Genomic DNA, 23,176 nt, shown 5'->3' with positions numbered 1-23,176 from the left:
CAGAACGGTCAATCACTGAGCAGACGCCCGTGACGCAACGCGGTGCGCCCCGCCACCTTGGCCAGCCAGAAACCCGGTTGAGCGTAGCGAAGCCGCTCGATGGCGAACAACACCCCGGCGGTATTCGCACAAATGGTACTGACCTGATCGGACAGCGGATCGATGACCTCGAACAACGGCTCGCCGACTTCCACCCGGTCGCCGGCAGCGCGCAGAAAAGTCACCACACCGGGATGCGGCGCGTAGAGCAATTCGGTGCCTTCGAAGGGCATGCCTTCGCAGGCTTCATGAGCAGGCTGCGGCCAGTCGCCACTGATGAAACCCTGCTCGGCCAGAAACGCCAGAATACCCTCGGCGTGCGCTTGCGCCTGTGGCTTGCCGGTATCGGCCTGGCCGCCCAGCTCGATGGTGGTCGCCAGACACGCCAGCGGGATCTGCGCCTGAGGGAAAATCCGTGAGAGACGCAGCCACGGCAGCGAACAGGCTTCATCGAACGAGCTACCGCCAGAATCCTCGGCCAGCAGCGCGACCTGAATATTCAGGTGCGCCGACAAGGATCGCCATTGCGGCCAGTGCTGCGGCAGCGCGTACATGTGCAGGGCAGCGTCGGCGTCGCAGTGCAGGTCGAGCACCACATCGGCGGTGCAGGCATGCCCGAGCAGGATGCGCTGCATGCCTTGCAACTCGCTTTGCGCTGCGGGCAGATGCTCAAGTGCACGGCTCATGGCCTGACGAATCAACTGAGTATTGGCACGAGGGTCATCGCCCAGCTGGCCTTCCAGCAATTCGGCGACCGGCTCGCTCAGTTCAGTGAAGTCACGGTTGAAGTTCTTGCCGCTGCCGAACTCGAAACGCCCTTGATGCGCACCTTGCAGCAACTGCCCCAGACCCAGCGGATTGGCGACCGGCACCAGCTCGACCACGCCTTTGAGCATGCCTTGCTGTTCCAGCTCGGTCAGGCGTTTTTTCAGCTCCCAGGCCGTGCGCATGCCCGGCAGTTCGTCCGCATGCAGGCTGGCCTGGATATACGCCTTGCGCTCGCCGGTGCCAAATCGAAAGACACTGAGTTTACGTTCGGTGCCGAGGGTGCTCCACGGCAATACATGATCGATTCTTTGCATGTCAGACCTTTCTTGGGGCGAGGTAGCCCAGCCAGCGACGCTCCGCCATCTTGAACAGCCGCACCAGAATGAACGTCAGGCACAGATAAAAGACGCCAGCGGTGACGTAGGCCTCGAAAGGCAGGTAGAACTGCGCATTGATGGTCCGCGCCGCGCCTGTAATGTCGATCAGGGTCACGATGGAAGCCAGACTGGTGGCCTGCAACATCATGAGCACTTCGTTGCTGTACTGCGGCAGTGCCCGGCGCAAGGCCGACGGCAGCAGAATGCGGCGGTACATCTTGGCTTTCGACATGCCCATGGCACGGGCTGCTTCGATCTCGCCAGCGGGCGTGGCCTTGAGGCTGCCGGCAATGATTTCGGCGGTGTAAGCGCTGGTATTGATGGCAAACGCCAGACAGGCGCAAAACGTTGCGCTGGACAGCCACGGCCAGAAGACGCTTTCACGTACCGCGTCGAATTGCGCCAGCCCGTAATAGATCAGGAACAGCTGCACCAGCATCGGTGTGCCGCGGATCACGTAGGTGTACAGCCAGGCCGGCATGTTTACCCACGGGTTTTTCGAGACCCGCATCAGGCCCAGCGGCAACGCGGCCAGCAGCCCGAACGCGAGGGAAATCGCCAGCAGCTTGAGGGTCGTCAGCAGGCCACCGAAATACAGCGGCAGGTTTTCCCAGATCATGTTGTAGTCGAAGATCATAGGTCAGCCGCCCTGACGCCTACCGAGTAGCGTTTTTCCAGATAACGCAAAGCGAGCAGCGAAACACTAGTGATCACCAGGTACATCGCCGCAACCGCCAGAAAGAAGGTGAAAGGCTCGCGAGTGGCATCTGCCGCCTGCTTGGCCTTGAACATCATGTCCTGCAAGCCGACCACGGAAATCAGCGCGGTGGCCTTGGTCAGCACCAGCCAGTTGTTGGTGAAACCGGGTATCGCCAGACGAATCATCTGCGGCACCAGAATGCGGAAGAACACCTTGCCGCTGCTCAGACCATACGCCATGCCCGCCTCGGCCTGCCCTTTGGGGATTGCCATGAAGGCACCGCGAAAGGTTTCCGAGAGGTATGCACCAAAGATAAAACCCAGGGTGCAGATACCGGCCAGCAACGGATCGAGGTCGATATAGTCGTCGAAACCCAGCAACGGCGCGACGCGGTTGAGCAAATCCTGACCGCCGTAGAAGATCAGCAGGATCAGCACCAGATCCGGTATGCCGCGAATCACTGTGCTGTACAAATCGCCCAGCCAGGCAATCCAGCGTACCGGCGACAGACGCAGCGCCACGCCGATCAGACCGAGAACGATCGCCAGAGCCATCGACGACAGGGCCAGCTGCAATGTCAGCCATGCACCTTCGAGGATGACAGCCCCGTAACCTTTCAACATGATGTGCGGTCCTCAAGCGTGGAATAAAAATGGCGCAAGCCAGGCAACCCTGTTTGCGCCATCTCGTTGCGACGACTTACTTGCCGTAGATGTCGAAGTCGAAATACTTGTCCTGAATAGCCTTGTATTTGCCGTTGGCGCGGATCGCGGCAATGGCGGCATTGAGGCGATCGAGGTTGGCCTTGTCGCCTTTGCGTACAGCGATGCCGATGCCGTCACCGAAGTATTTAGGGTCGGCAAACGATGGGCCTACGAATGCATAGCCCTTGCCAGCGTCGGTTTTCAGGAAACCGTCCTGCAGCAGCGTGGCGTCAGCAATGGTGCCGTCCAGACGACCTGCACCGATGTCCAGGTAAATTTCGTTCTGCGAACCGTACGGCGTCACTACAACACCTTGCGGGGCGAGGACTTCACGGGCGAAACGCTCGTGGATCGAACCACGCTGCACGCCGATCTTCTTGCCCTTGAGTTCAGCCAGGCTGTCACTGACCGTGGTGCCGTCTTTCATCACCAGACGCGCTGGTGAATTGTAATACTTGCCGGTGAAATCCACGGACTTCTTGCGGTCGTCGGTGATGGACATCGACGACAGGATCGCATCGATCTTGCGCACTTTGAGTGCCGGGATCAGGCCGTCGAATTCCTGCTCGACCCACGTGCATTTGGTCTTCATTTCTTCACACAGCGCATTGCCGATGTCGTAGTCGAAACCGACGATGCTGCCATCCGGTGCCTTGGAGGCAAACGGAGGGTAAGCTGCTTCAATACCGATTTTCAGCGGTTTTTCGTCAGCAAACGTCGGCTGGGCGAGCACGGACAACGCCAGCGCGCCAATAAGCATGAGCTTTTTCATTTCAAGAACTCCATCGGTGAAGCACGACAAGTGGCAAAGTGAGCAAGCGCCCAATGTGCAAAAGGACTATTTCGGAGAGAGCGACGCCAGACGTGGGACACCGGATTACCGGTCCGCAGGCCCTCGGCGAATGAGGGGCATTTTAACGACAGGCTCGAAGTCGATATTTCTTCAATGCGACAACTAGTTACAGAACCACTGGAAAAGCCACTTTACCCTATTGACGGTAAAGGTTTCACCTGATCCTTGAGTGACGATACAACCTGTCGATACAGCAAAAAACGCGCCCATTATTGGCAAACCCTTCTAATCCGGCAAGCCCAGCCTTTCATCTCACGAAAAATCACGCCCATTCGGCGCGTTTCCACGCAGAAATCGAGGAACGCGTCCTACAATGACGCACGGCTACTCAACATCGTGTAAACCCGTAACAAACCGATATATATCTCGTTTCCCCTGCCAGCGCCGGGCCCGAAAACAAAAACGCCCCGCCCGGCTTTCACCGAACGGGGCGCTATCAACGCTGAGCGATCAGGCAGCGTTCATGGTTTTGTGGGTTTCGATCAGATGCTGCACCACCCCTGGATCGGCCAGGGTGGAGATGTCGCCCAGCGCATCGTATTCCGACGTAGCGATCTTGCGCAGGATACGACGCATGATCTTGCCCGAACGGGTCTTCGGCAGGCCGGGCGCCCACTGGATGAAGTCCGGCGAGGCAATCGGGCCGATTTCCTTGCGCACCCAGTTGCGCAGTTCGGTGCGCAGGGCATCGCTCGGCTCTTCGCCCGCATTGAGCGTGACGTAAACGTAGATGCCTTGCCCTTTCAGATCATGCGGTACCCCGACCACTGCCGCTTCAGCGACTTTCGGGTGCGCCACCATCGCACTTTCGATCTCGGCCGTGCCCATGCGGTGGCCCGAGACGTTGAGCACGTCGTCCACACGCCCGGTGATCCAGTAGTAGCCATCTTCGTCGCGACGCGCGCCGTCACCGGTGAAATACATGCCGCGAAAGGTCTTGAAGTAGGTGTCGACGAAACGGTCGTGGTCACCGTACAACGTGCGCGACTGACCCGGCCAGGAGTCGAGAATCACCAGATTGCCCTCGGCCGCGCCTTCGATCAGGTTGCCCAGGTTATCGACCAGCGCCGGGATGACGCCGAAGAACGGTCGGGTAGCCGAACCCGGTTTCAGCGCCGTGGCACCGGGCAGCGGGCTGATCAGGATGCCGCCGGTTTCGGTCTGCCACCAGGTATCGACAATCGGGCAGTTCTGTTTGCCGACGGTGTTGTAGTACCAACCCCAGGCTTCCGGGTTGATCGGCTCACCCACCGAACCCAGCAGGCGCAGGCTGGAACCGTCTGCGCCTTCAACGGATTTGGTGCCCTCGGCCATCATGGCGCGAATCGCGGTGGGTGCGGTGTAGAGGATGTTGACCTTGTGCTTGTCGATGATTTTCGACACACGAGTGATGTCCGGGTAGTTCGGCACGCCTTCGAACAGCAGCGTGGTCGCACCGTTGGCCAGCGGGCCGTAGACGATGTAACTGTGCCCGGTGACCCAGCCGACGTCAGCGGTGCACCAGTAGATTTCGCCTGGCTTGTAGTCGAACACGCGTTCGTGGGTCAGCGCGGCGTACAGCAGGTAGCCCGCCGTGGTGTGCAGCACGCCTTTGGGTTTACCGGTCGAGCCCGAGGTGTAGAGGATGAACAGCGATTCTTCAGCGCCCATTTCCTTTGGCGCACAGGTGCTGGAAGCCACTTCAAGCAAGGAGTGATACCAGATGTCACGGTGACGGTTCCACTCGATCTCGCCACCCGTGCGCTTGCAGACAATGACCTTCTGTACGCTGCTGGTTTCCGGGTTGGTCAGGGCGCGGTCGACGTTGGCCTTGAGCGCGGTCTTCTTGCCGCCGCGCAGGCCCTCGTCGGCGGTGATGACGACTTTGGAGCTGCAATCGATGATGCGGCCAGCCAGGGCTTCCGGCGAGAAGCCACCGAACACCACCGAGTGAATGGCACCGATCCGGGCGCACGCCAGCATGGCGACTACAGCCTCGGGGATCATTGGCATGTAGATGGTCACCACATCGCCACGGTGAACGTCCTGACCGCGCAGGGCATTGGCGAACTTGCAGACTTCTTCATGCAGCTCGCGGTAGGTGATTTCGCGATGTTCGGAAGGATCGTCGCCTTCCCAGATGATGGCGATGCTCTCGCCGCGTTCGGCCAGATGGCGATCCAGGCAATTGTAGGCAACGTTCAGCGTGCCATCGGCAAACCATTTGATATCGACACGGTGATCGTCGAACGAGGTCTGCTTGACGACGCTGAAGGGCTTGATCCAGTCGAGTCGCTGAGCCTGTTCACGCCAGAAACCATCCGGGTTGACCACCGACTGCTGGTACATGGCCTTGTAGGTCGCCTCATCCGTCAGCGTAGTCGCTGCGACTTCTGGGCGGACGGGGTACAGGGAAGCTGCACTCATCTTGGTTACCTCGGTGGATAGTTGTTGTTTTATGCACACGTTGTATCCCGCCACCCCCGGAGGAACCATTCGACGTTGGTATTACCGGGCGGGGCCGGAGCTGCAAGCTGCAAGCTGCAAGCTGCAAGCTGCAAGCATGAAGCCAGAAAGCTTGCAGCTTGAAGCTTGAAACTTGCAGCTGCCCTTCAGATTATTACCGTTTTGACGAAAGCGCTTATCCAAAGCCTTTATATATGTGGTCTGGCAACAGGCATAGAATTCGTTCCGCCAACAAGGCAAACATCAGCTGCCCCCACGCAGTGTTGTTCCTGATAAAGAAACGCATCAAACAGCCTTCGCACATGACGTCAAAAACGTGATGCGACCGCGCTCACTTTCGAAAAGGTAAAAACGCAATGAAAGCTTTATTAGCAGTAGTGGCACTGTGCGGTATCAGCAGCTTCGCCATGGCCGAAGAATCGCAGACCAAAGTGGCCGCTCAACAGGCCCGTGTCGAGCAGTACACCTACGGCACGCACCTCGACATCGCCCGGGTGATCTCCATCAGCCAGATCCCCAGCGTTTGCGAAGTGGTGCCGGCACGCATGGTCTATGAAGATTCGCAAGGCGCGCGGCACATCATGAGTTATCAGGTGATGGGCAACGGCTGCAGCAACGGCTGAGTGTCGGTACCGTTGTAATGCATGCACGACGCCTCGCAGATTAAACGGCGAGGCGCATTGAAAGATTGCTCATTCGTTTTTGGCTTCCTTGCTTATTTGATGGTCGCGCAATTTATTGGCAATCGTTGTATGAGAAACGCCCAGGCGTTTTGCCAACTGGCGACTGCTGGGATGCTGTGCATATAACTGCTCCAGCACCGACCGTTCAAAGCGCCCGACAATAGCGTCGAGATCGCCATCCAGAGAAACATCGGTCAAGCCTGAACGCACACCGTAATCCGGCAGCCGGATATGCTCGGCCTGCACCTTGCCGCCCTCGCACAGTGACACGGCCTGAAACAATACGTTTTCCAGTTGCCGAATGTTGCCGGGCCAGTGGTAATGACTCAGGCGCTTGATGGCTGCAGGCGCTATACCGGGCAGCGGGCAACCGATCTGGCGGCTGGCGTGATCGAGGAAATGTTCCACCAGCGGCTCCAGGCCATCCAGACAGTCGCGCAACGGCGGTATGTGCAAAGACAGCACGTTGAGCCGATGGTACAAATCCTGTCTGAACTCGCCTCTCGCGCACAGCTCTGACAGATCGACCTGGGTCGAACACACCACGCGCACATCGAGAAACATATCTTCGTCGCTGCCCACCCGGCGAAAGCTGCCGTCCTGAATAAAGCGCAGCAGCTTGGCCTGCATACGCGCACTCAGCTCACCCACGCCGTCCAGAAACAGCGTGCCGCCTGCGGTGAGTTCCAGCAGCCCGAGTCGGCCTTCCAGGCGCGCGCCCTCGAAAGCACCGGGGTCGTAACCGAACAACTCGATCTCGGCCATGGACTCCGACAGCCCGGCGCAGTTGAGCGCCATCAGCGGTGACTGACCCCGCGGGCTGGCGAGGTGGCAGGCGCGGGCCAACAGCTCCTTGCCGGTGCCGGTTTCGCCTTCGATCAGTAACGGCGCGTCCAGCGGTGCCATGCGCCGCGCCTCGCGAACCACTGCAGCCATGACTCTGGAGCTCTGGAAGATGCTGTCAAAGCCACGCAACTCCTGCTTGCGCACATGATAGATACGCTCGCCGACCCGATCGGCGCGGTGCAGGGTCAACACCGCACCGGCCATGGCTTCGCTGTCATCGTGTTCGGATTGCAGCGGCGCGATGTCGGCCAGAAACACATCGCCGCGCACTTTGACCCGCAGGCCATTGATACGCGACTTGCTGGCGCGCACCAGCTCGGGCAGGTCGAAATCCTCGGCATAACGCGACAACGGGATCCCCGGCACCTCATCAACCCGCACCCCCAGCAATTGCGCCGCGGCCCGGTTGGCCGCCACGATGGCGCCGGCCATGTCGATGGACAGCACCGGAAACTCCAGCGCGCCCAGCAAGGCATTCAACTCCATGTGCCGCCGCTCGCTGGGCATCAGCCCGACGCGCTTGACGCCGAACACGCCGGTGATCGCTTCGAACTTCGGGCGCAACGCCTGAAACTGCAGGTTGATCAGGTTCGGACAGTGCAAATAGATGGCATCGCCATGTTCGCCGCCCACTTCACCGCGAGCCACGTTGACGCCATAGGCGACCAGCAGATCGAGAATGTCGCGGAGGATGCCGATCCGGTTTTGACAATGCACCTTGATGCGCATGGGTGGCCCGCTCCTGTAAGCGCTGTTTTTTTGTAAGGCACTGAAGTCTATCGTCAACAATACGTTACAGCACAGCGCAATCAGGCCTTAGCGGAGCCACGATTCAAGGGGCTGAGGAGGTACTCGTAAAGTTTTCGTTACGTATTTCGGCAGGAATGGGGTCATGTACAGGGGCTGGGACACTGACGCACCGCCCAAAGTGAGCTATTTCTGAGTCCAGGCCTTACAAAAACAGCACCCTTATTCGAGGACATCAGCATGGCCCAGACGCACTACGTGGCACGCGAGCCGGACGCCTCGGGCTTCATTGATTACCCTGCCGCCGAGCATGCGGTCTGGAACACGCTGATCACCCGGCAGATGAAGATCATCGAGGGCCGCGCCTGCCAGGAATACCTGGACGGCATCGAGCAACTGGGCCTGCCCCTTGATCGCATTCCGCAACTGGGCGAAATCAATGCAGTGTTGGGCGCGACCACCGGCTGGCAGGTCGAGCGAGTACCTGCGCTGATTCCTTTTCAGACGTTCTTTGAACTGCTGGCCAGCAAGCGCTTTCCGGTGGCAACGTTTATTCGCACTGAAGAAGAGCTGGATTACTTGCAGGAGCCGGATATTTTTCACGAAATCTTCGGCCACTGCCCGCTGCTGACCAACCCCTGGTTTGCCGAATTTACCCAAACGTATGGCAAGCTCGGGCTGAGCGCATCCAAAGAGCAGCGTGTGTACCTGGCACGGCTGTACTGGATGACCATCGAATTTGGTCTGGTCGATACGCCCCAAGGGCGACGCATCTACGGCGGCGGCATCCTTTCTTCACCCAAAGAGGCTGTCTACAGCCTGTCTTCAGCGCCGGAGCACCAGCCCTTCGATCCCCTTGAGGCAATGCGCACGCCCTACCGGATCGATATTCTGCAACCGGTGTATTTTGTCCTGCCCAATCTCAAGCGTTTGTTCGATCTGGCCCAAGAGGACATCATGGCGCTGGTCGAACAAGGGATGCAGCTGGGTTTGCATGCCCCCAGATTTCCCCCTAAAACCAAAAGCCACGCGGCCTGAATGCGCCAGACGTCCAGACCGCGCCGGGCACTCAGCCTCGTACTGAAAAGGAACCTGTGTTTATGACTACTCTGAATCAAGCCAACTGCGAAGCCTGCAGCGCCGACGCCCCGCAGGTCAGCGACGCCGAGCTGCCGGAGTTGCTCAAACAGATCCCTGACTGGAACATCGAAGTACGCGACAGCGTGATGCAGCTGGAGAAAGTGTTTCTGTTCAAGAACTTCAAGTTTGCACTGGCGTTCACCAACGCCGTCGGAGAGATCGCCGAAGCCGAAGGCCATCATCCAGGTCTGCTCACCGAATGGGGCAAAGTGACCGTTACCTGGTGGAGCCATTCGATCAAGGGGCTGCATCGCAACGACTTCATCATGGCGGCACGCACTGATGAAGTGGCCAAAAAAGCAGAAGGCCGAAAATAAATGGCTGATGCCCACAGACCGCGCGCTCGCGGTCCAGCCCAGTAAAATCAAGCTGCACAGCACCTCGCAAGGTGAGAGCCGGGACAGTGAAAAGGCGATTTTGTTTCGCAACTGCAGCAATCAGTATAAAAAAATATCCTGATTGTCATTTTCAGTGGGTTATCCTGCCCCTGCTTTTTAAAGCACGGTTCTATCTGCAACACCTTGCGAGGAGCGATGACGATGCATGAAATTCCAAACTTCCCACCAGGCCAACAGGAACCACAACAGTCGACCCTGGCTCAACAAGAACTGGGTCAAGCTGTAGCAATAAAGGCAGCACCTTCGGCTCAAGACAGCCAGAAAGCCGGCAGCAAAGACTGAAGGCGATTGTTTTCAGGCGTATCGAAAAACGGGTTTGCCGATTTTCAATACGCCTGGAACACCAGCAACAGGCAGACCGCAGATTCATGACTGACTTCACCGAAACCCAGGCCAGCGCCTTGATTGGCACGGCCGAAAAAATGATCGAGATCTGGTCACGCCTCAGCCCGGAAAAACAGAGCGCCCTGCTCGCACGTTTCGGAACCCAGGAAAACGCACTGGCGGCACTCGTGACCACACAGCTCGTGGCACCCACGAACAAATAATCCGTCATTCACCGTTTATTTCAATCTGTTGCACCTGCATCGCTCGATGCGTCGGTATGATGAGCACTTCGAGAGCTTGCTAAGGGTTTTCCCCTGCCCGCTCGAAAGCCAGCCTGTACAGAACGAAAGCCTGCCCCATGCCCGAGACACAGCACACCACACCGCAAAGCCCGTCGGCCGTCACCCTGACCGTCGTTTCCATCGTGATGTTTACCTTCATCGGTTATCTGAACATCGGTATCCCGCTTGCCGTTCTGCCCGGCTATGTCCACAGCGATCTGGGCTTTGGCGCAGTGATCGCCGGGCTGGTCATCAGCGTGCAATACCTGGCGACGCTGATCAGTCGGCCATGGGCGAGCCGTATCATCGACAACCTGGGCAGCAAGAAAGCGGTACAGATCGGCCTGGCCGGTTGCGGACTGAGCGGCGTGTTCATGCTGGTGCCGATCTGGCTGGACAGCTGGCCTATGGCGAGCCTGGTGATTCTGTTGATCGGCCGGGTCATTCTCGGCAGCGCGGAAAGCCTGGTTGGCTCGGGTTCGATTGGCTGGGGCATCGGCAGGGTCGGTGCGCAGAACACCGCCAAGGTGATTTCCTGGAACGGCATCGCCAGTTATGGTGCCTTGGCCATCGGCGCGCCACTGGGCGTGTGGATGGTTGATTCACTCGGCCTGTGGACGGTAGGCGTGAGCATCATGCTGCTGTGCGCGCTGGGGCTTTACCTGACGTGGCACAAGGAAGCCGCGCCGATCGTCCACGGCGAACGGCTGCCGTTCATGCATGTACTGGGGCGGGTCTTTCCGCATGGCATGGGGCTGGCGCTGGGCGGTATCGGTTTCGGCACCATCGCGACGTTTATTACGCTGTATTACGCCAGCAACCACTGGCCGAATGCTGCACTGTGCCTGACGCTGTTTGGTGGCAGTTTCATCGCTGCACGCTTGCTGTTCGGCAATCTGATCAACCGCCTGGGCGGCTTTCGGGTGGCGATTGTCTGCCTGTCGGTAGAAACACTGGGGCTGCTACTGCTGTGGATGGCGCCGACGCCAGGCCTGGCACTGGCCGGTGCGGCACTGACCGGCTTCGGCTTCTCGCTGGTGTTCCCGGCACTGGGCGTGGAAGCCGTGAACCTGGTCCCGGCCTCCAGTCGCGGCGCGGCGGTAGGCGCGTACTCACTGTTCATCGACCTGTCACTGGGCATCACCGGCCCCTTGGCAGGCGCGATTGCCGCAGGGTTCGGCTTTGTCTCGATCTTTCTGTTTGCGGCGCTGGCGTCACTCACCGGGCTGGGGTTGAGCGTTTATCTGTACAAACAGGCGCAGGCGTTGCGCCAGTAATGATCGGTTCCGGTCATCATTCCCACGCTGGAGCGTGAGGAACGATCATCTCGACTATCGTGCGACGCTGCGCGTCGGCATGCGGTTCTGGACGCTCTGCGTCCGATCTTGAGGGTTCAGTTGTATTCAGAAATCCACTTTGCCACGCCCGGCCTTGATCGAGCCACGTTTGCTCTTGGACTCCAGCCGACGGGTCTTGGAGCCCAATGTCGGGCGGGTCGGGCGGCGTTTCTTTTCGACCTTGGCGGCATTGACGATCAGCTCGCTCAGGCGCAGCAGCGCATCGGCGCGATTCTGCTCCTGAGTGCGGTATTGCTGGGCCTTGAGCACAATCACGCCATCGCTGGTAATCCGGCTATCGCTCAGCGCCAGCAGCCGCTCCTTGTAGAACGGCGGCAGCGATGAAGCGTTGATGTCAAACCGCAGATGCACCGCGCTGGAGACCTTGTTGACGTTCTGCCCACCCGCGCCCTGGGCACGAATGGCGGTCAACTCGATCTCGGCGTCCGGCAGATGGACATTGTTGGAAATCACCAGCATCAAGGCATCTTCTTTTCTGGAACAGCCACGTCTAGGTGCCGGACTCGGCATTCACGACAACGCTACGCCTGTTTTTGGCTCGATAACAGACCCACATCACCGCCAGCCATACCGGGATCGCATACACCGAGATCTGAATGCCGGGGATCATCAGCATGATACCGAGGATGAACACCACGAATGCCAGGCACACATAATTGCCATACGGATACCACAGCGCCTTGAACAGCGGCACCTGCCCGGTGCGGTTCATGTGCTGGCGGAATTTCAGGTGCGAATAACTGATCATCGCCCAGTTGATCACCAGCGTGGCGACCACCAGCGACATCAGCAGCTCCAGCGCCTGCTGCGGCACGAAGTAGTTGAGCAGCACCGCCACCAGGGTCACGGCAGCAGAGGCGAAGATCGCCTTGACCGGCACACCGCGTTTGTCGACCTGGGCCAGCGCCTTGGGTGCATCGCCCTGCTCAGCCATGCCCACCAGCATCCGGCTGTTGCAATAGGTGCCGCTGTTATAGACCGACAGCGCCGCCGTCAGCACCACGAAGTTGAGGATGTGCGCCGCCGCATCACTGCCGAGCATCGAGAACACTTGCACGAACGGGCTACCACTGTAGGAGTCACCTGACGCATTGAGGCTGGCCAGCAGGCTGTCCCACGGTGTCAGCGACAACAGCACCACCAGCGCGCCGATGTAGAAAATCAGGATGCGGTAGATGACCTGATTGATTGCCTTGGGAATCACGGTTTTCGGCTGTTCGGCTTCCGCAGCAGTAAAGCCGAGCATTTCCAGCCCGCCGAACGAAAACATGATGATCGCCAGCGCCATCACCAGCCCGCTGACCCCATTGGGAAAGAACCCGCCATGCTCCCACAGGTTGCTGACCGACGCCTGCGGGCCGCCGCTGCCGCTGACCAGCATGTAGCTGCCCAGCGCGATCATGCCGATGATCGCCACCACCTTGATGATGGCGAACCAGAACTCGGTCTCGCCGAACACCTTGACGTTGGTCAGGTTGATGGCATTGATCAGCACGAAGAAAGTCGCCGCCGACACCCAGCTCGGGATGTCAGGCAACCAGTAATGGATGTATTTGCCGACTGCGGTCAGCTCCGACATGCCCACCAGGATATACAGCAGCCAGCAGTTCCAGCCCGACAGAAACCCGGCGAAACCACCCCAGTAATTGTGGGCGAAATGGCTGAACGAGCCGGCCACCGGTTCTTCGACGATCATCTCGCCGAGCTGGCGCATGATCATGAAGGCGATGAAGCCGCAGATGGCGTAGCCGAGGATCATCGACGGCCCGGCGGATTTCAGCACGCCCGCCGAGCCGAGAAACAGGCCAGTGCCAATGGCGCCGCCCAGGGCAATCAGCTGGATGTGTCGATTCTTCAGGCCGCGTTTCAATTCGCCCGAAGGTGAGGTTGTTTCACTCATTCAATAGCCACCTGGTGGTTCTTGTTCTGTGACGGAATAAAACCTGCTGCGCTCGTGGCCCAACAGAAATGCAGCACCCGAGGCGGTTGGCCGGGGTGTCGAACAACAATGATTCACAGAAAAAAGCGCAGCATTGTACACCTGCATCCAGGTTGAGGTTCAAAACAGAGAGGTGGATACGCACGGCTGTGTGACAGCGCTTTTCAGATCGCCAGAAACAGCAACGCCAGCCCTGAGGGCTGGCGTTGCCGTACATTCACATCATGCAATCACTCAGGCTTGCGACGACCGAAGCCAGGGCGCTGACCCGAACCGGCCGGTGGACCGCGGCGCTTGCCTGACGGCGCGTCATCATTGACCAGCTTGATGCCGACACGCTTCGGGCCCGGCTTGGCCGGACGCTTGTTCATGTCGCTCGGGCGCTCGGCGACCGGTGTGCCACGACTGTTGTCGGCCGGGCGCGGCGCACGCGAACCGGGCTTGCCCGAATCCTTGCGCGGCGCAGGGCGCTGAGTCGAATCGCCGCCACGCGGACGATCACGCTCGCTGCCGGTGATCTGCGGCTGACGCGGTGCGCGGTCGCCGGTCGGGGCGCCAGCGGCAGGACGCACGGTACGAACAACGCGCTCGCCCTTGCCCAGCGGACGCGACGATTGACGCTGCAGACGCTCCATCTTGTCCTTGGTCTTGGCATTCATCTGCGGCTGGGCCACAGGTTGCAGACCGACTTCGGCAGACAGAATGTCGACTTCGTACTGGCTCATTTCGCGCCAGCGGCCCATCGGCAAATCGGAGTTGAGGAAAACCGGCCCGTAACGCACGCGCTTCAGGCGGCTGACCACCAGCCCCTGGGATTCCCAGAGACGACGCACTTCGCGGTTACGGCCTTCCATCACCACGCAGTGATACCAGTGGTTGAAGCCTTCGCCGCCCGGAGCCTGCTTGATGTCGGTAAAACGTGCCGGACCGTCTTCGAGGATCACGCCGTTCTTGAGGCGCAGCAGCATGTCGTCATCGACTTCGCCACGCACCCGAACCGCGTATTCACGGTCCATTTCAAACGACGGGTGCATCAAACGGTTGGCGAGTTCACCGTCAGTGGTGAACATCAGCAGCCCGGTGGTGTTGATGTCGAGACGACCGATGTTGATCCAGCGGCCTTCTTTAGGGCGCGGCAGACGATCGAACACGGTCGGACGGCCTTCTGGGTCGTCACGGGTGCAGATTTCGCCATCGGGCTTGTTGTACATGATGACGCGACGGACCGTTTCGGCCGCTTCTTCGCGCTTGATGACGCGACCATCGACACTGATGGCGTCATGCAGGTCGACGCGTTGACCAAGGGTCGCGTCTTTACCGTTGACCTTGATACGGCCTTGGGTAATCCAGGCTTCTACGTCACGGCGTGAACCCACACCAATGCGCGCCAGAACCTTCTGCAGCTTTTCGCCTGCGGGTCCGATTTCCTGGCTGTCCTGCTTGTCTTTTTCACTCATCTGGGCACCTCCCGGTGTGTCGAATCAGGGCTGACCGAGAACCGGCAAGACCTGTGCCCGGCGCGCGGTGGATAGCGGCAAGGCGAAATACTTGAAAGCCCGGGCGATCACTGATCGCCGAGGGTCGGCCATCATACGCCTCTGCGGCGGATTAAGCATCCAGCGCCAAGGGTAATCGCCAGAATCACTTCTTCTTTTTGCGACCGGCGGTCTTGAGCTTCGCCAGCCGCTTGGCCGACTCTTCAAGCACCGTGCGCTTGTCGTCCTTCTCCAGCTTCTTCCAGGCCTTGATTTCCCGCTTGCTGCGGCCACACCCCAGGCAAATGTCATCATCGAATTTGCAAAGGCTGATGCAGGGGTTCTTGGTCGAACTCATGGGCAGCGAATCTCATGGCGAGTGGTATCAGATGTGACCCTGAGCTGACGTATGAATTCGACCGAAGTGCACGGAGCATTGCAGAGGATATCGTTCCGCACGCTCCAGCGTGGGAATGCAGTTCTCGACGCTCCGCGTCGTCAAGAGGACGCAGAGCGTCCAGAAAAGCGCTACCACGCAGAGCGTGGGAGCGATAATCAATCAGATTTCATCGTCGCCTTTGCTGTCTTCAGCCTCCGGCTCGTCACGCAGCAGGTCGTCGAAGTCAGTCTTGAGGCCCTGCTCCATCGAGTCCAGTTCCACCAGCAGGCTGCGAAAGCTGGTTTCGTCGCGAGGGGCTTCGGGCTCTGCGTCCGGGTCCAGGCTGGCGTCGGCCAGGGCTTGCAAGTGCGCGGGCACCGGGGCCTCTTCGAAGTCCATGACCGGCTCGGTTTCCATCTCGCGCAGGTCGGCCAGCGGCGGTAGCTCATCCAGGCTCTTGAGGTTGAAGTGATCGAGAAAGCCTTTGGTGGTCGCGAACATGGCCGGTTTGCCCGGTACGTCACGGTAGCCCACCACGCGAATCCACTCGCGCTCCAGCAGCGTCTTGACGATGTGGCTGTTCACCGCAACGCCGCGCACGTCTTCGATCTCGCCACGCGTGATCGGCTGGCGATAGGCGATCAACGCCAGGGTTTCCAGCATGGCGCGGGAGTAGCGCTGCGGCCGCTCTTCCCACAGCCGGCCTACCCACGGTGAAAACCGGTCGCGGATCTGCAGGCGATAACCCGACGCCACTTCCTTGAGTTCGAACGCGCGGCCGTCACAAGACTTGCGCAGCACCTCCAGCGCCTTCTTGAACACTGGCGGCTCGGGACGCTCGCCCTCTTCGAACAGCTCGTAAAGCCGTTCCAGCGTCTGCGGCTTTCCGGAGGCCAGCAGAAATGCTTCGAGCAACGGGGCCAGTTCGCGGGGTTCGTTGAGGTTCATGGGTGTGTTCTAGCTCTACTCGGCTCGCGCCCGGACATGGATCGCCGCAAAGGGCTCGTTTTGGACCAGCTCGACAAGGGATTCCTTGACCAGCTCAAGCACCGCCATGAATGTCACGACCACGCCCAGACGCCCTTCTTCTGCGGTGAACAGCTCGGCAAACGGTACGAAACCGCCACCCTTGAGGCGCTCCAGCACATCGCTCATGCGCTCGCGGGTCGACAGCGCCTCGCGGCTGACCTGATGGCTTTCGAACATGTCGCCACGGTGCAGCACTTCAGCCATGGACATCAGCATTTCTTCAAGGCTGACGTCCGGCAACAGCTTGCGTGCGCGGGCTTCAGGGGCGTCGAGCTTCGGCACGATCACATCACGACCGACCCGTTTCAGGCCGTCGATGCCTTCGGCTGCGGCCTTGAAACGCTCGTACTCCTGCAAGCGGCGAATCAGTTCGGCGCGAGGGTCACCCTCTTCCTCCTCGATTTCCGCCGAACGCGGCAGCAGCATGCGCGATTTGATCTCGGCCAGCATGGCGGCCATGACCAGATATTCGGCCGCCAGCTCCAGGCGCACGGTTTTCATCAGCTCGACGTAACCCATGTACTGCTTGGTGATCTCCGCCACCGGGATGTCGAGGATGTCGATGTTCTGTTTGCGGATCAGGTACAGCAGCAGGTCGAGCGGCCCTTCAAAGGCTTCGAGAAAAACCTCCAGCGCATCCGGCGGGATGTACAGGTCCAGCGGCATCTGCGTGACCGCGCGCCCGTAGACCACCGCGAACGGCAGTTCCTGCTGGGCGTCGGCCTGGCTGTCCGCTGGCTCCACGACGGTCATTAAGCGCGTTCGCCGAACGGGGTTGGATCGCCGCAGCCGACCCGCACGATCTGCGGCTCGCCCTCGGACAGGTTGATGACCGTGGACGCCGAAATGCCGCCGATCCCGCCATCGATGATCAGGTCGACATGGTGCTCGAGAATCTGACGCATTTCATAAGGATCGCTGAGCGGTACGCTGTCGCCGGGCATGATCAGGCTGACGCTCATCAACGGCTCGCCCAGTTGCTCCAGCAATGCCTGGGCGATGGGGTGACTCGGCACCCGCAGGCCGATGGTGCGGCGCTTGGGGTGCAGCACCAGACGCGGCACTTCGCGGGTGGCGTTGAGAATGAAGGTATACGGCCCGGGCGTGTGGGCTTTGAGCGCGCGGAAAGCGCCGGTGTCGACCTTGGCAAACAGCCCCAGTTGCGAGAGGTCGCAGCACATCAGGGTGAAGTTATGCTTGTCGTCCAGCTGGCGCAGGCGGCGGATGCGCTCGATGGCGCTCTTGTCGCCGATCTGGCAACCCAGTGCGTAGGACGAATCTGTCGGGTACACCACCAGCCCGCCGGCTTTTATGATTTCCGCGGCCTGTTTGATCAGGCGCGGCTGCGGGTTTTCCGGATGGACCTGGAAAAATTGACTCACGGTAACTTCCTGTTCAGACGGCGGCAGTAGGCTGTTCATGTTTGAATCTGCACCACAAAGGCGGTAGATCCTCCGGCACCGGACGGTAAGTGCCGATCTCGCCCCAGGTACCGGGCCCGTGGAAGTCACTGCCGGCGCTGACCAGCAGACCGAACTCACGCGCCAGGATGGCCAGGGTTCCGACCTGATCGGCAGGTTGCATGCCATTGACCACTTCTATGGCGTGCCCACCGGCCTGGACGAAATCGCCGACCAGTTTACGCCGTTTACTGCGCGTAAAGTCATAATGCGAAGGATGCGCGAGGCTGACCCACGCACCGGAGGCACGCAAGGTCGCAACGGTGTCTTCCAGGGTCGGCCAGTGCTGCTTGACGTCACCCAGCTTGCCCGCGCCCAGCCATTTGCGAAACGCTTCGGCGCGATCCTTGACGAAACCGGCACGCACCATGAAATCGGCAAAGTGCGGACGCGCCGGGGCATTGCCGCTGTCGCCGAGCTCCTGCTGGATCGCCCGGGCACCTTCCAGCGCGCCAGGCATACCTTTGATCGCCAATTTTCGGCTGATTTCTTCGGCGCGCAGCCAGCGCCCCTCATGCAATCGGGCGATGGCGTCGGTAAGCGCAGGGGCCTGAGTGTCAAAACCGTATCCCAGCACATGGATGGTCGCGCCACCCCAGGTGCAGGACAATTCGACCCCGTTGACCAGCTGCATACCCAATGAATGCGCCGCCGCACGGGCCTCTTCAAGCCCTTCAAGGGTGTCGTGGTCGGTAAGGGAAAGGACGCGCACGCCGTTTTCATGAGCACGGGCAATCAGCGCCGTGGGCGATAGCGCCCCGTCGGAAGCGGTGCTGTGGCAATGCAGGTCAACATTCATAGTGGTGCTTTCGTGTTCATTGATGTTTGTTATTATGCCGCCACATCCTGCTTCTGGCTGCCATTGTGAAACAATTCATCGACTTCATCCCGCTGTTGCTGTTTTTCATCGTTTACAAAACCGAGCCGCGTGCCGTGGACATCCTCGGCAATACCTACATGGTCGGCGGCATTTTCAGCGCAACGGCGATGCTGATCATCAGTTCGGTGGTGGTCTACGGCATCCTATATATCAAACAGCGCAAGCTGGAAAAAAGCCAATGGCTGACGCTGATCGCCTGTCTGGTGTTCGGTAGCCTGACCCTGGCCTTCCACAGTGAAACCTTCCTCAAGTGGAAAGCCCCGGTGGTCAACTGGCTGTTTGCCGTGGCCTTCGCCGGTAGCCATTTCATCGGTGATCGCCCGCTTATCCAGCGCATCATGGGCCATGCGCTGACCTTGCCAGCGGCTATCTGGACGAAACTGAACATCGCCTGGATCATTTTCTTCCTGTTCTGCGGCGCGGCCAACCTGTATGTGGCGTTCACTTATCAGGAATTCTGGGTCGACTTCAAAGTCTTCGGCAGCCTGGGCATGACCCTGCTGTTCCTGGTCGGTCAGGGGATCTACCTGTCACGCCACCTGCACGATACCGCTCCCACCACGACCAAATCCGAGGACTGACATGCTCTACGCAATCATCGCCACTGACGTCGAAAACTCGCTGGAAAAACGCCTGAGCGTTCGTCCTGCACACCTTGAGCGCCTGAATGCACTCAAGGATGCAGGCCGTCTGGTACTGGCCGGGCCACATCCGGCGATCGAAAGTAATGATCCCGGCGCTGCCGGCTTTACCGGCAGCCTGGTGGTTGCCGAGTTCGAATCGCTGGACGCCGCCAAAACCTGGGCTGATGCCGATCCGTACGTTGCAGCCGGCGTTTACGCCAATGTCGTGGTCAAGCCGTTCAAGCAAGTCATGCCCTGATCCGCGTCTGGCAGACCCCCATGCCGTGCTGCCGCTCGATCAAGGCAGCGCTGCGCTGCATCCTGGCAGTGGCTAAATTGAGTGAGTCATGAGCGAGCTGTTACTGATAGATGATGACCAAGAGCTGTGCGAGCTGCTGAGCAGCTGGCTGAGCCAGGAAGGTTTTCAGGTACGCGCCTGCCACGATGGCTCCAGCGCACGCAAGGCATTGGCTGATTCAGCGCCCTCTGCGGTAGTGCTGGATGTGATGCTGCCCGACGGCAGCGGTCTGGAGCTGCTCAAGCAGTTGCGCTCCGAGCACCCGGACCTGCCAGTGGTGATGCTCTCGGCGCGTGGCGAGCCGCTGGACCGCATCCTTGGCCTGGAACTCGGCGCTGACGATTACCTGGCAAAACCCTGCGACCCCCGCGAACTGACCGCCCGCCTGCGCGCTGTACTACGCCGCAGCCACCCGGTTGCTTCGTCGACGCAACTTGAGCTGGGTGACCTGACCTTCAGCCCGATGCGTGGTGTGGTCAGTGTCGATAACAAGGAGCTGACCCTCACCGTGTCCGAGAGCCGTTTGCTTGAAGCGCTGATGCGCCAGCCGGGCGAACCGCTGGACAAGCAGGAACTGGCACAGCTGGCCCTGGGCCGCAAACTGACCCTTTACGACCGCAGCCTGGACATGCACGTCAGCAACCTGCGCAAGAAGATCGGCCCGCACGCCGATGGCCGCCCACGCATCGTCGCCCTGCGCAGCCGCGGGTATTATTATGCTCTTTGAGCAGCGGCAAGCCTCAAGCTGCAAGCTACAAGTTGAAAGCAGAACGCTTCTGGCTTGAAGCTTGAAGCTTGAAGCTTGAAGCTGACAACTTGCAGCTGCCCCTGACCCTTACACAAGCTTTACGTACCGCTGACCGCGCTTGACCTTGTTCTCCCTAAACTGGGCTCATCGGCATTGAGCCGCACTAGAGACAAGGAGATACACCATGCGCAAGACCCTGATCGCTTTGATGTTCGCAACTGCCCTGCCCACCATTGCCATGGCCGCTCCACCAGCGCCACCTGCCGGTGGTCCTGATGCTGATGCACCTGGCATGCACATCGAGCGTGATGACCGGGGCCCTGGCCCAGGCATGCATCGCGGCCCTGGCCCGAAAGGCCCGATGGGTGAGCTGGATCTGACGCGTGAACAGCGTCAACAGATCGACCGTTTGATGCGCGAGCAGATGCACGAGCGCCGCGAGATCACTCAAAGCTACCTGGAGAAAATGCCAGCTGCTGACCAGAAAGCCATGAAGGACGAAATCGAAGCCAAGCGCTCCAAGACCGACAGCGAGATTCGTGCACTGCTCAAGCCTGAACAGCAGAAGCAGTTCGACGAAATCAAGAAGAAGGAAGATGAGCGTCGCGCCGAATGGGCCGAGTTCAAGGCCTGGAAAGCGGCAAAAGCAGCAAAAACGCAGTAATCGTCGGGCCCATCGGCCAGATGAGTTGAACAGAACCCGGCATGCACACGCATGCCGGGCTTTTTTACTGAGATCGAGGAAATCCCGTGCGTTCATTGTTCTGGCGAATCCTGGCCAGCTTCTGGCTGGCCATTGCCCTGGTTGGCGGCCTGTCGGTGCTCGTGGGGCACATGCTCAATCAGGACGCCTGGATTCTCAATCGCCATCCGGTGCTCAACGTGCTGCCGGAACAATGGACGCAACGCTTCGAAGAACAAGGCGCGGATAACGCTCAGGAGTTCCTGCAGGACATCAAACGCCGCAACCGCATCGACGTGCAGGTGCTGAGTGACAGTGGCGAACCCGTGGTGCGCGGAACCTTCCCGCCACGCGCCGCAGCGCTGGAAGCCCGCCAGGCGGAGGATGAGGACAAGGGGCGCAAGCTCCCATGGCGGCGTCTGGCCACTGAATACAGCAGCCCGAAGACCGGCGAAACCTACCTGTTCATCTATCGCGTCCCGCACCCGGAACTCGACGCCTGGCACCGCCAGAGTCTGATGTGGCCGCTGAGCGCGCTGGGTATCGCGCTGGTGGTGCTGACCCTGTTCAGCCTGTTCGTGACGCTGTCGATCACTCGCCCGCTGAACCGCCTGCGCGGCGCCGTGCATGATCTGGGGCAAACCAGTTATCAGCAGCACAGCCTGGGGCAGCTTGCCAATCGACGTGACGAATTCGGCGTGCTGGCCACTGATTTCAACCGCATGGGCGCACGCCTGCAAACCCTGATCGGCAGCCAGCGCCAGTTATTGCGCGACGTTTCCCATGAGTTGCGTTCGCCGCTGGCGCGACTGCGCATCGCCTTGGCGCTGGCCGAGCGTGCGGAGCCTGCCGAGCGTGAAAAACTGTGGCCACGGCTGGGCCGCGAATGCGACCGTCTGGAAGCGCTGATCAGCGAGATTCTGGCACTCGCGCGTCTGGATGCGGATTTTGGCGGACCCGAACCGGTGAATCTCGACGAACTGCTACACCGGCTGAAGCACGACACACACCTGGACGGCGCCGAGCAAAACATTCGGGTCGAGGTTCATAGCGGCCTTCAACTGCAAGGCTGGCCGGACATGATCGAGCGCGCGCTGGACAATCTGTTGCGCAACGCCCTGCGCTTCAATGTGCCAGGGCAGAGCATCGATTTGCAGGCGGTTCAGGTTGGCGATCATGTACGCCTGAGCGTACGCGATCACGGCCCGGGCGTTGCCGCAGAACACTTGGCGCAACTGGGCGAACCGTTTTACCGCGCGCCCGGCCAAAGCACTCCGGGACACGGCCTGGGCCTGGCGATCGCCAAGCGTGCAGCAGAGCGGCATGGTGGAAGCCTGATTCTGGGCAATCACCCGGACGGCGGCTTCGTCGCCACGCTGGATCTGCCGCTCGAGCCGGTAATCCCCTCTAGCCTTGCCACTCACTGACGAACTCAGCCACATCAACTTTCGGGGCCTGGCGTGGCGGGTTCTGTGGGGTGCCCAGGTACAGAAAGCCAATCACTTGTTCGTCGGATTCAAGCCCGAACCCCTTGGCGACATGCGGCGTATAAGACAACTCCCCCGTGCGCCAGACCGCACCCACGCCCAGCGCATAGGCTGCCAGCAGCACGCCGTGGGCGGCGCAACCGGCGGTTATCAGCTGTTCCGAGCGCGGCACCTTGAAATGATCCTGCAGGCGGGCAATCACCACCACGACCAGCGGCGCACGCAGCGGGCCTAGACGGGCTTTTTCCAGCGCTTGCGGGGTGACTTCTGCCCCGCTCTGTTGCAGCGCCTCGACCAGCAACTCGCCCATACGTTCACGGGCAGAACCTTCGACGGTCAGAAAACGATACGGCTTCAGCTGGCCATGGTCGGGCGAGCGCAACGCCGCGCCGAACATGATTTCCCGCTGTGCAGCGTCCGGGGCCGGGTCGACCAGTCGCGGAACCGATACGCGATTGAGCAAAACGTCGAGCGCCTGCATGGGCTGTCTCCTTGAAAGATGGGCTGGAC

The 23,176-nt window shown here is 60.1% G+C and carries 25 protein-coding genes; 10 read left to right on the top strand and 15 right to left on the bottom strand.

Annotation, left to right across the window (positions count from 1 at the left end; all coding sequences use genetic code 11):
- Nucleotides 1-8: 8 nt before the first annotated feature.
- From I9H07_RS06980 to acs, 5 genes are all read right to left on the bottom strand, one after another.
- Nucleotides 9-1,121 (bottom strand): succinylglutamate desuccinylase/aspartoacylase family protein, encoded by a 1,113-nt coding sequence (locus I9H07_RS06980; protein WP_024675549.1) that lies wholly within the window; start codon nt 1,119-1,121, stop codon nt 9-11.
- 1 nt (nt 1,122) lies between these two features.
- A complete protein-coding gene (locus I9H07_RS06975; RefSeq protein ID WP_058391786.1) occupies nt 1,123-1,821 on the bottom strand; it encodes an ABC transporter permease in 699 nt (232 codons plus the stop codon).
- Nucleotides 1,818-2,507: an ABC transporter permease gene (locus tag I9H07_RS06970; protein WP_002554442.1), complete on the bottom strand. Its 690-nt coding sequence runs from the start codon at nt 2,505-2,507 to the stop codon at nt 1,818-1,820. The genes I9H07_RS06975 and I9H07_RS06970 overlap by 4 nt, the downstream gene beginning before the upstream one ends.
- A gap of 76 nt (nt 2,508-2,583) precedes the next feature.
- Nucleotides 2,584-3,360 carry an ABC transporter substrate-binding protein gene (locus tag I9H07_RS06965; RefSeq protein ID WP_024675552.1) on the bottom strand — a complete coding sequence of 259 codons (777 nt, stop codon included), beginning with the start codon at nt 3,358-3,360 and terminating at the stop codon, nt 2,584-2,586.
- A 531-nt stretch (nt 3,361-3,891) separates the two neighbouring features.
- On the bottom strand, nt 3,892-5,847 hold the full coding sequence (gene acs, locus I9H07_RS06960) for an acetate--CoA ligase (protein WP_024675553.1): 1,956 nt from the start codon (nt 5,845-5,847) through the stop codon (nt 3,892-3,894).
- A 395-nt stretch (nt 5,848-6,242) separates the two neighbouring features.
- Between acs and I9H07_RS06955 the strand changes: the two genes are divergently transcribed.
- Nucleotides 6,243-6,509, top strand: a complete 267-nt coding sequence (locus tag I9H07_RS06955) for a DUF2790 domain-containing protein (RefSeq protein WP_024675554.1) — start codon at nt 6,243-6,245, stop codon at nt 6,507-6,509.
- Nucleotides 6,510-6,578: 69 nt separating this feature from the next.
- Here I9H07_RS06955 and I9H07_RS06950 read toward each other — a convergent pair whose 3' ends face one another.
- On the bottom strand, nt 6,579-8,144 hold the full coding sequence (locus I9H07_RS06950; RefSeq protein WP_058824803.1) for a sigma-54-dependent transcriptional regulator: 1,566 nt from the start codon (nt 8,142-8,144) through the stop codon (nt 6,579-6,581).
- 258 nt (nt 8,145-8,402) lie between these two features.
- Here I9H07_RS06950 and phhA point away from each other — a divergent pair, with 258 nt between their 5' ends.
- The 4 genes from phhA to I9H07_RS06930 all read left to right on the top strand — a co-directional run bounded on the left by phhA (nt 8,403) and on the right by I9H07_RS06930 (nt 11,585).
- Nucleotides 8,403-9,200 carry a phenylalanine 4-monooxygenase gene (gene phhA / locus I9H07_RS06945; RefSeq protein ID WP_236425227.1) on the top strand — a complete coding sequence of 266 codons (798 nt, stop codon included), beginning with the start codon at nt 8,403-8,405 and terminating at the stop codon, nt 9,198-9,200.
- Nucleotides 9,201-9,262: 62 nt separating this feature from the next.
- Nucleotides 9,263-9,619 carry a 4a-hydroxytetrahydrobiopterin dehydratase gene (locus I9H07_RS06940; RefSeq protein WP_024675557.1) on the top strand — a complete coding sequence of 119 codons (357 nt, stop codon included), beginning with the start codon at nt 9,263-9,265 and terminating at the stop codon, nt 9,617-9,619.
- Nucleotides 9,620-10,068: 449 nt separating this feature from the next.
- On the top strand, nt 10,069-10,248 hold the full coding sequence (locus I9H07_RS06935) for a hypothetical protein (protein WP_032606646.1): 180 nt from the start codon (nt 10,069-10,071) through the stop codon (nt 10,246-10,248).
- Between the two features lie 137 nt (nt 10,249-10,385).
- Nucleotides 10,386-11,585, top strand: a complete 1,200-nt coding sequence (locus I9H07_RS06930; protein ID WP_058824805.1) for an MFS transporter — start codon at nt 10,386-10,388, stop codon at nt 11,583-11,585.
- Nucleotides 11,586-11,711: 126 nt separating this feature from the next.
- On the opposite strand, the gene arfB is transcribed toward I9H07_RS06930, so the two are convergent.
- The 8 genes from arfB to I9H07_RS06890 all read right to left on the bottom strand — a co-directional run bounded on the left by arfB (nt 11,712) and on the right by I9H07_RS06890 (nt 18,747).
- On the bottom strand, nt 11,712-12,125 hold the full coding sequence (gene arfB, locus I9H07_RS06925; RefSeq protein ID WP_003314723.1) for an alternative ribosome rescue aminoacyl-tRNA hydrolase ArfB: 414 nt from the start codon (nt 12,123-12,125) through the stop codon (nt 11,712-11,714).
- A gap of 31 nt (nt 12,126-12,156) precedes the next feature.
- Nucleotides 12,157-13,566 carry an amino acid permease gene (locus I9H07_RS06920; RefSeq protein ID WP_024673637.1) on the bottom strand — a complete coding sequence of 470 codons (1,410 nt, stop codon included), beginning with the start codon at nt 13,564-13,566 and terminating at the stop codon, nt 12,157-12,159.
- 269 nt (nt 13,567-13,835) lie between these two features.
- Entirely contained in the window at nt 13,836-15,062 is a 1,227-nt protein-coding gene (rluB, locus tag I9H07_RS06915; RefSeq protein WP_058824806.1) for a 23S rRNA pseudouridine(2605) synthase RluB, read from the bottom strand.
- Between the two features lie 184 nt (nt 15,063-15,246).
- Nucleotides 15,247-15,438, bottom strand: coding sequence for a DUF1289 domain-containing protein (locus tag I9H07_RS06910; protein ID WP_024673636.1), 192 nt, complete (start codon nt 15,436-15,438; stop codon nt 15,247-15,249).
- A 201-nt stretch (nt 15,439-15,639) separates the two neighbouring features.
- Nucleotides 15,640-16,407: an SMC-Scp complex subunit ScpB gene (scpB, locus tag I9H07_RS06905; RefSeq protein WP_024672499.1), complete on the bottom strand. Its 768-nt coding sequence runs from the start codon at nt 16,405-16,407 to the stop codon at nt 15,640-15,642.
- A 15-nt stretch (nt 16,408-16,422) separates the two neighbouring features.
- Nucleotides 16,423-17,121 carry a segregation and condensation protein A gene (locus I9H07_RS06900; protein WP_236425231.1) on the bottom strand — a complete coding sequence of 233 codons (699 nt, stop codon included), beginning with the start codon at nt 17,119-17,121 and terminating at the stop codon, nt 16,423-16,425.
- A 119-nt stretch (nt 17,122-17,240) separates the two neighbouring features.
- Nucleotides 17,241-17,870, bottom strand: a complete 630-nt coding sequence (locus tag I9H07_RS06895) for an L-threonylcarbamoyladenylate synthase (protein WP_024646391.1) — start codon at nt 17,868-17,870, stop codon at nt 17,241-17,243.
- Nucleotides 17,871-17,883: 13 nt separating this feature from the next.
- On the bottom strand, nt 17,884-18,747 hold the full coding sequence (locus tag I9H07_RS06890) for a PHP domain-containing protein (RefSeq protein ID WP_236425228.1): 864 nt from the start codon (nt 18,745-18,747) through the stop codon (nt 17,884-17,886).
- A 65-nt stretch (nt 18,748-18,812) separates the two neighbouring features.
- Between I9H07_RS06890 and I9H07_RS06885 the strand changes: the two genes are divergently transcribed.
- The 5 genes from I9H07_RS06885 to I9H07_RS06865 all read left to right on the top strand — a co-directional run bounded on the left by I9H07_RS06885 (nt 18,813) and on the right by I9H07_RS06865 (nt 22,606).
- The gene (locus I9H07_RS06885; protein ID WP_024672502.1) at nt 18,813-19,409 is read left to right on the top strand and encodes a septation protein A; all 597 of its coding nucleotides are present in this window, start codon (nt 18,813-18,815) and stop codon (nt 19,407-19,409) included.
- Nucleotide 19,410: 1 nt separating this feature from the next.
- The gene (locus tag I9H07_RS06880; protein WP_236425229.1) at nt 19,411-19,710 is read left to right on the top strand and encodes a YciI family protein; all 300 of its coding nucleotides are present in this window, start codon (nt 19,411-19,413) and stop codon (nt 19,708-19,710) included.
- Between the two features lie 88 nt (nt 19,711-19,798).
- Entirely contained in the window at nt 19,799-20,476 is a 678-nt protein-coding gene (locus tag I9H07_RS06875) for a response regulator transcription factor (protein WP_024672504.1), read from the top strand.
- Nucleotides 20,477-20,681: 205 nt separating this feature from the next.
- The gene (locus I9H07_RS06870; protein ID WP_024672505.1) at nt 20,682-21,161 is read left to right on the top strand and encodes a Spy/CpxP family protein refolding chaperone; all 480 of its coding nucleotides are present in this window, start codon (nt 20,682-20,684) and stop codon (nt 21,159-21,161) included.
- Nucleotides 21,162-21,247: 86 nt separating this feature from the next.
- Nucleotides 21,248-22,606 (top strand): sensor histidine kinase, encoded by a 1,359-nt coding sequence (locus I9H07_RS06865; RefSeq protein ID WP_236425230.1) that lies wholly within the window; start codon nt 21,248-21,250, stop codon nt 22,604-22,606.
- Here the strand turns inward: I9H07_RS06865 and I9H07_RS06860 are convergent.
- Nucleotides 22,587-23,147, bottom strand: coding sequence for a nitroreductase family protein (locus I9H07_RS06860; RefSeq protein ID WP_058391778.1), 561 nt, complete (start codon nt 23,145-23,147; stop codon nt 22,587-22,589). The two genes, I9H07_RS06865 and I9H07_RS06860, sit on opposite strands and share 20 nt — an antisense overlap.
- Nucleotides 23,148-23,176 lie beyond the last annotated feature (29 nt).

Origin of the sequence: Pseudomonas syringae (assembly GCF_023278085.1) — a bacterium.
In the GTDB taxonomy this organism is placed as follows: domain Bacteria; phylum Pseudomonadota; class Gammaproteobacteria; order Pseudomonadales; family Pseudomonadaceae; genus Aquipseudomonas; species Aquipseudomonas syringae_Q.
Note: the sequence above shows the minus strand (reverse complement) of the source record. Positions and strands in the feature narration are given on the sequence as shown.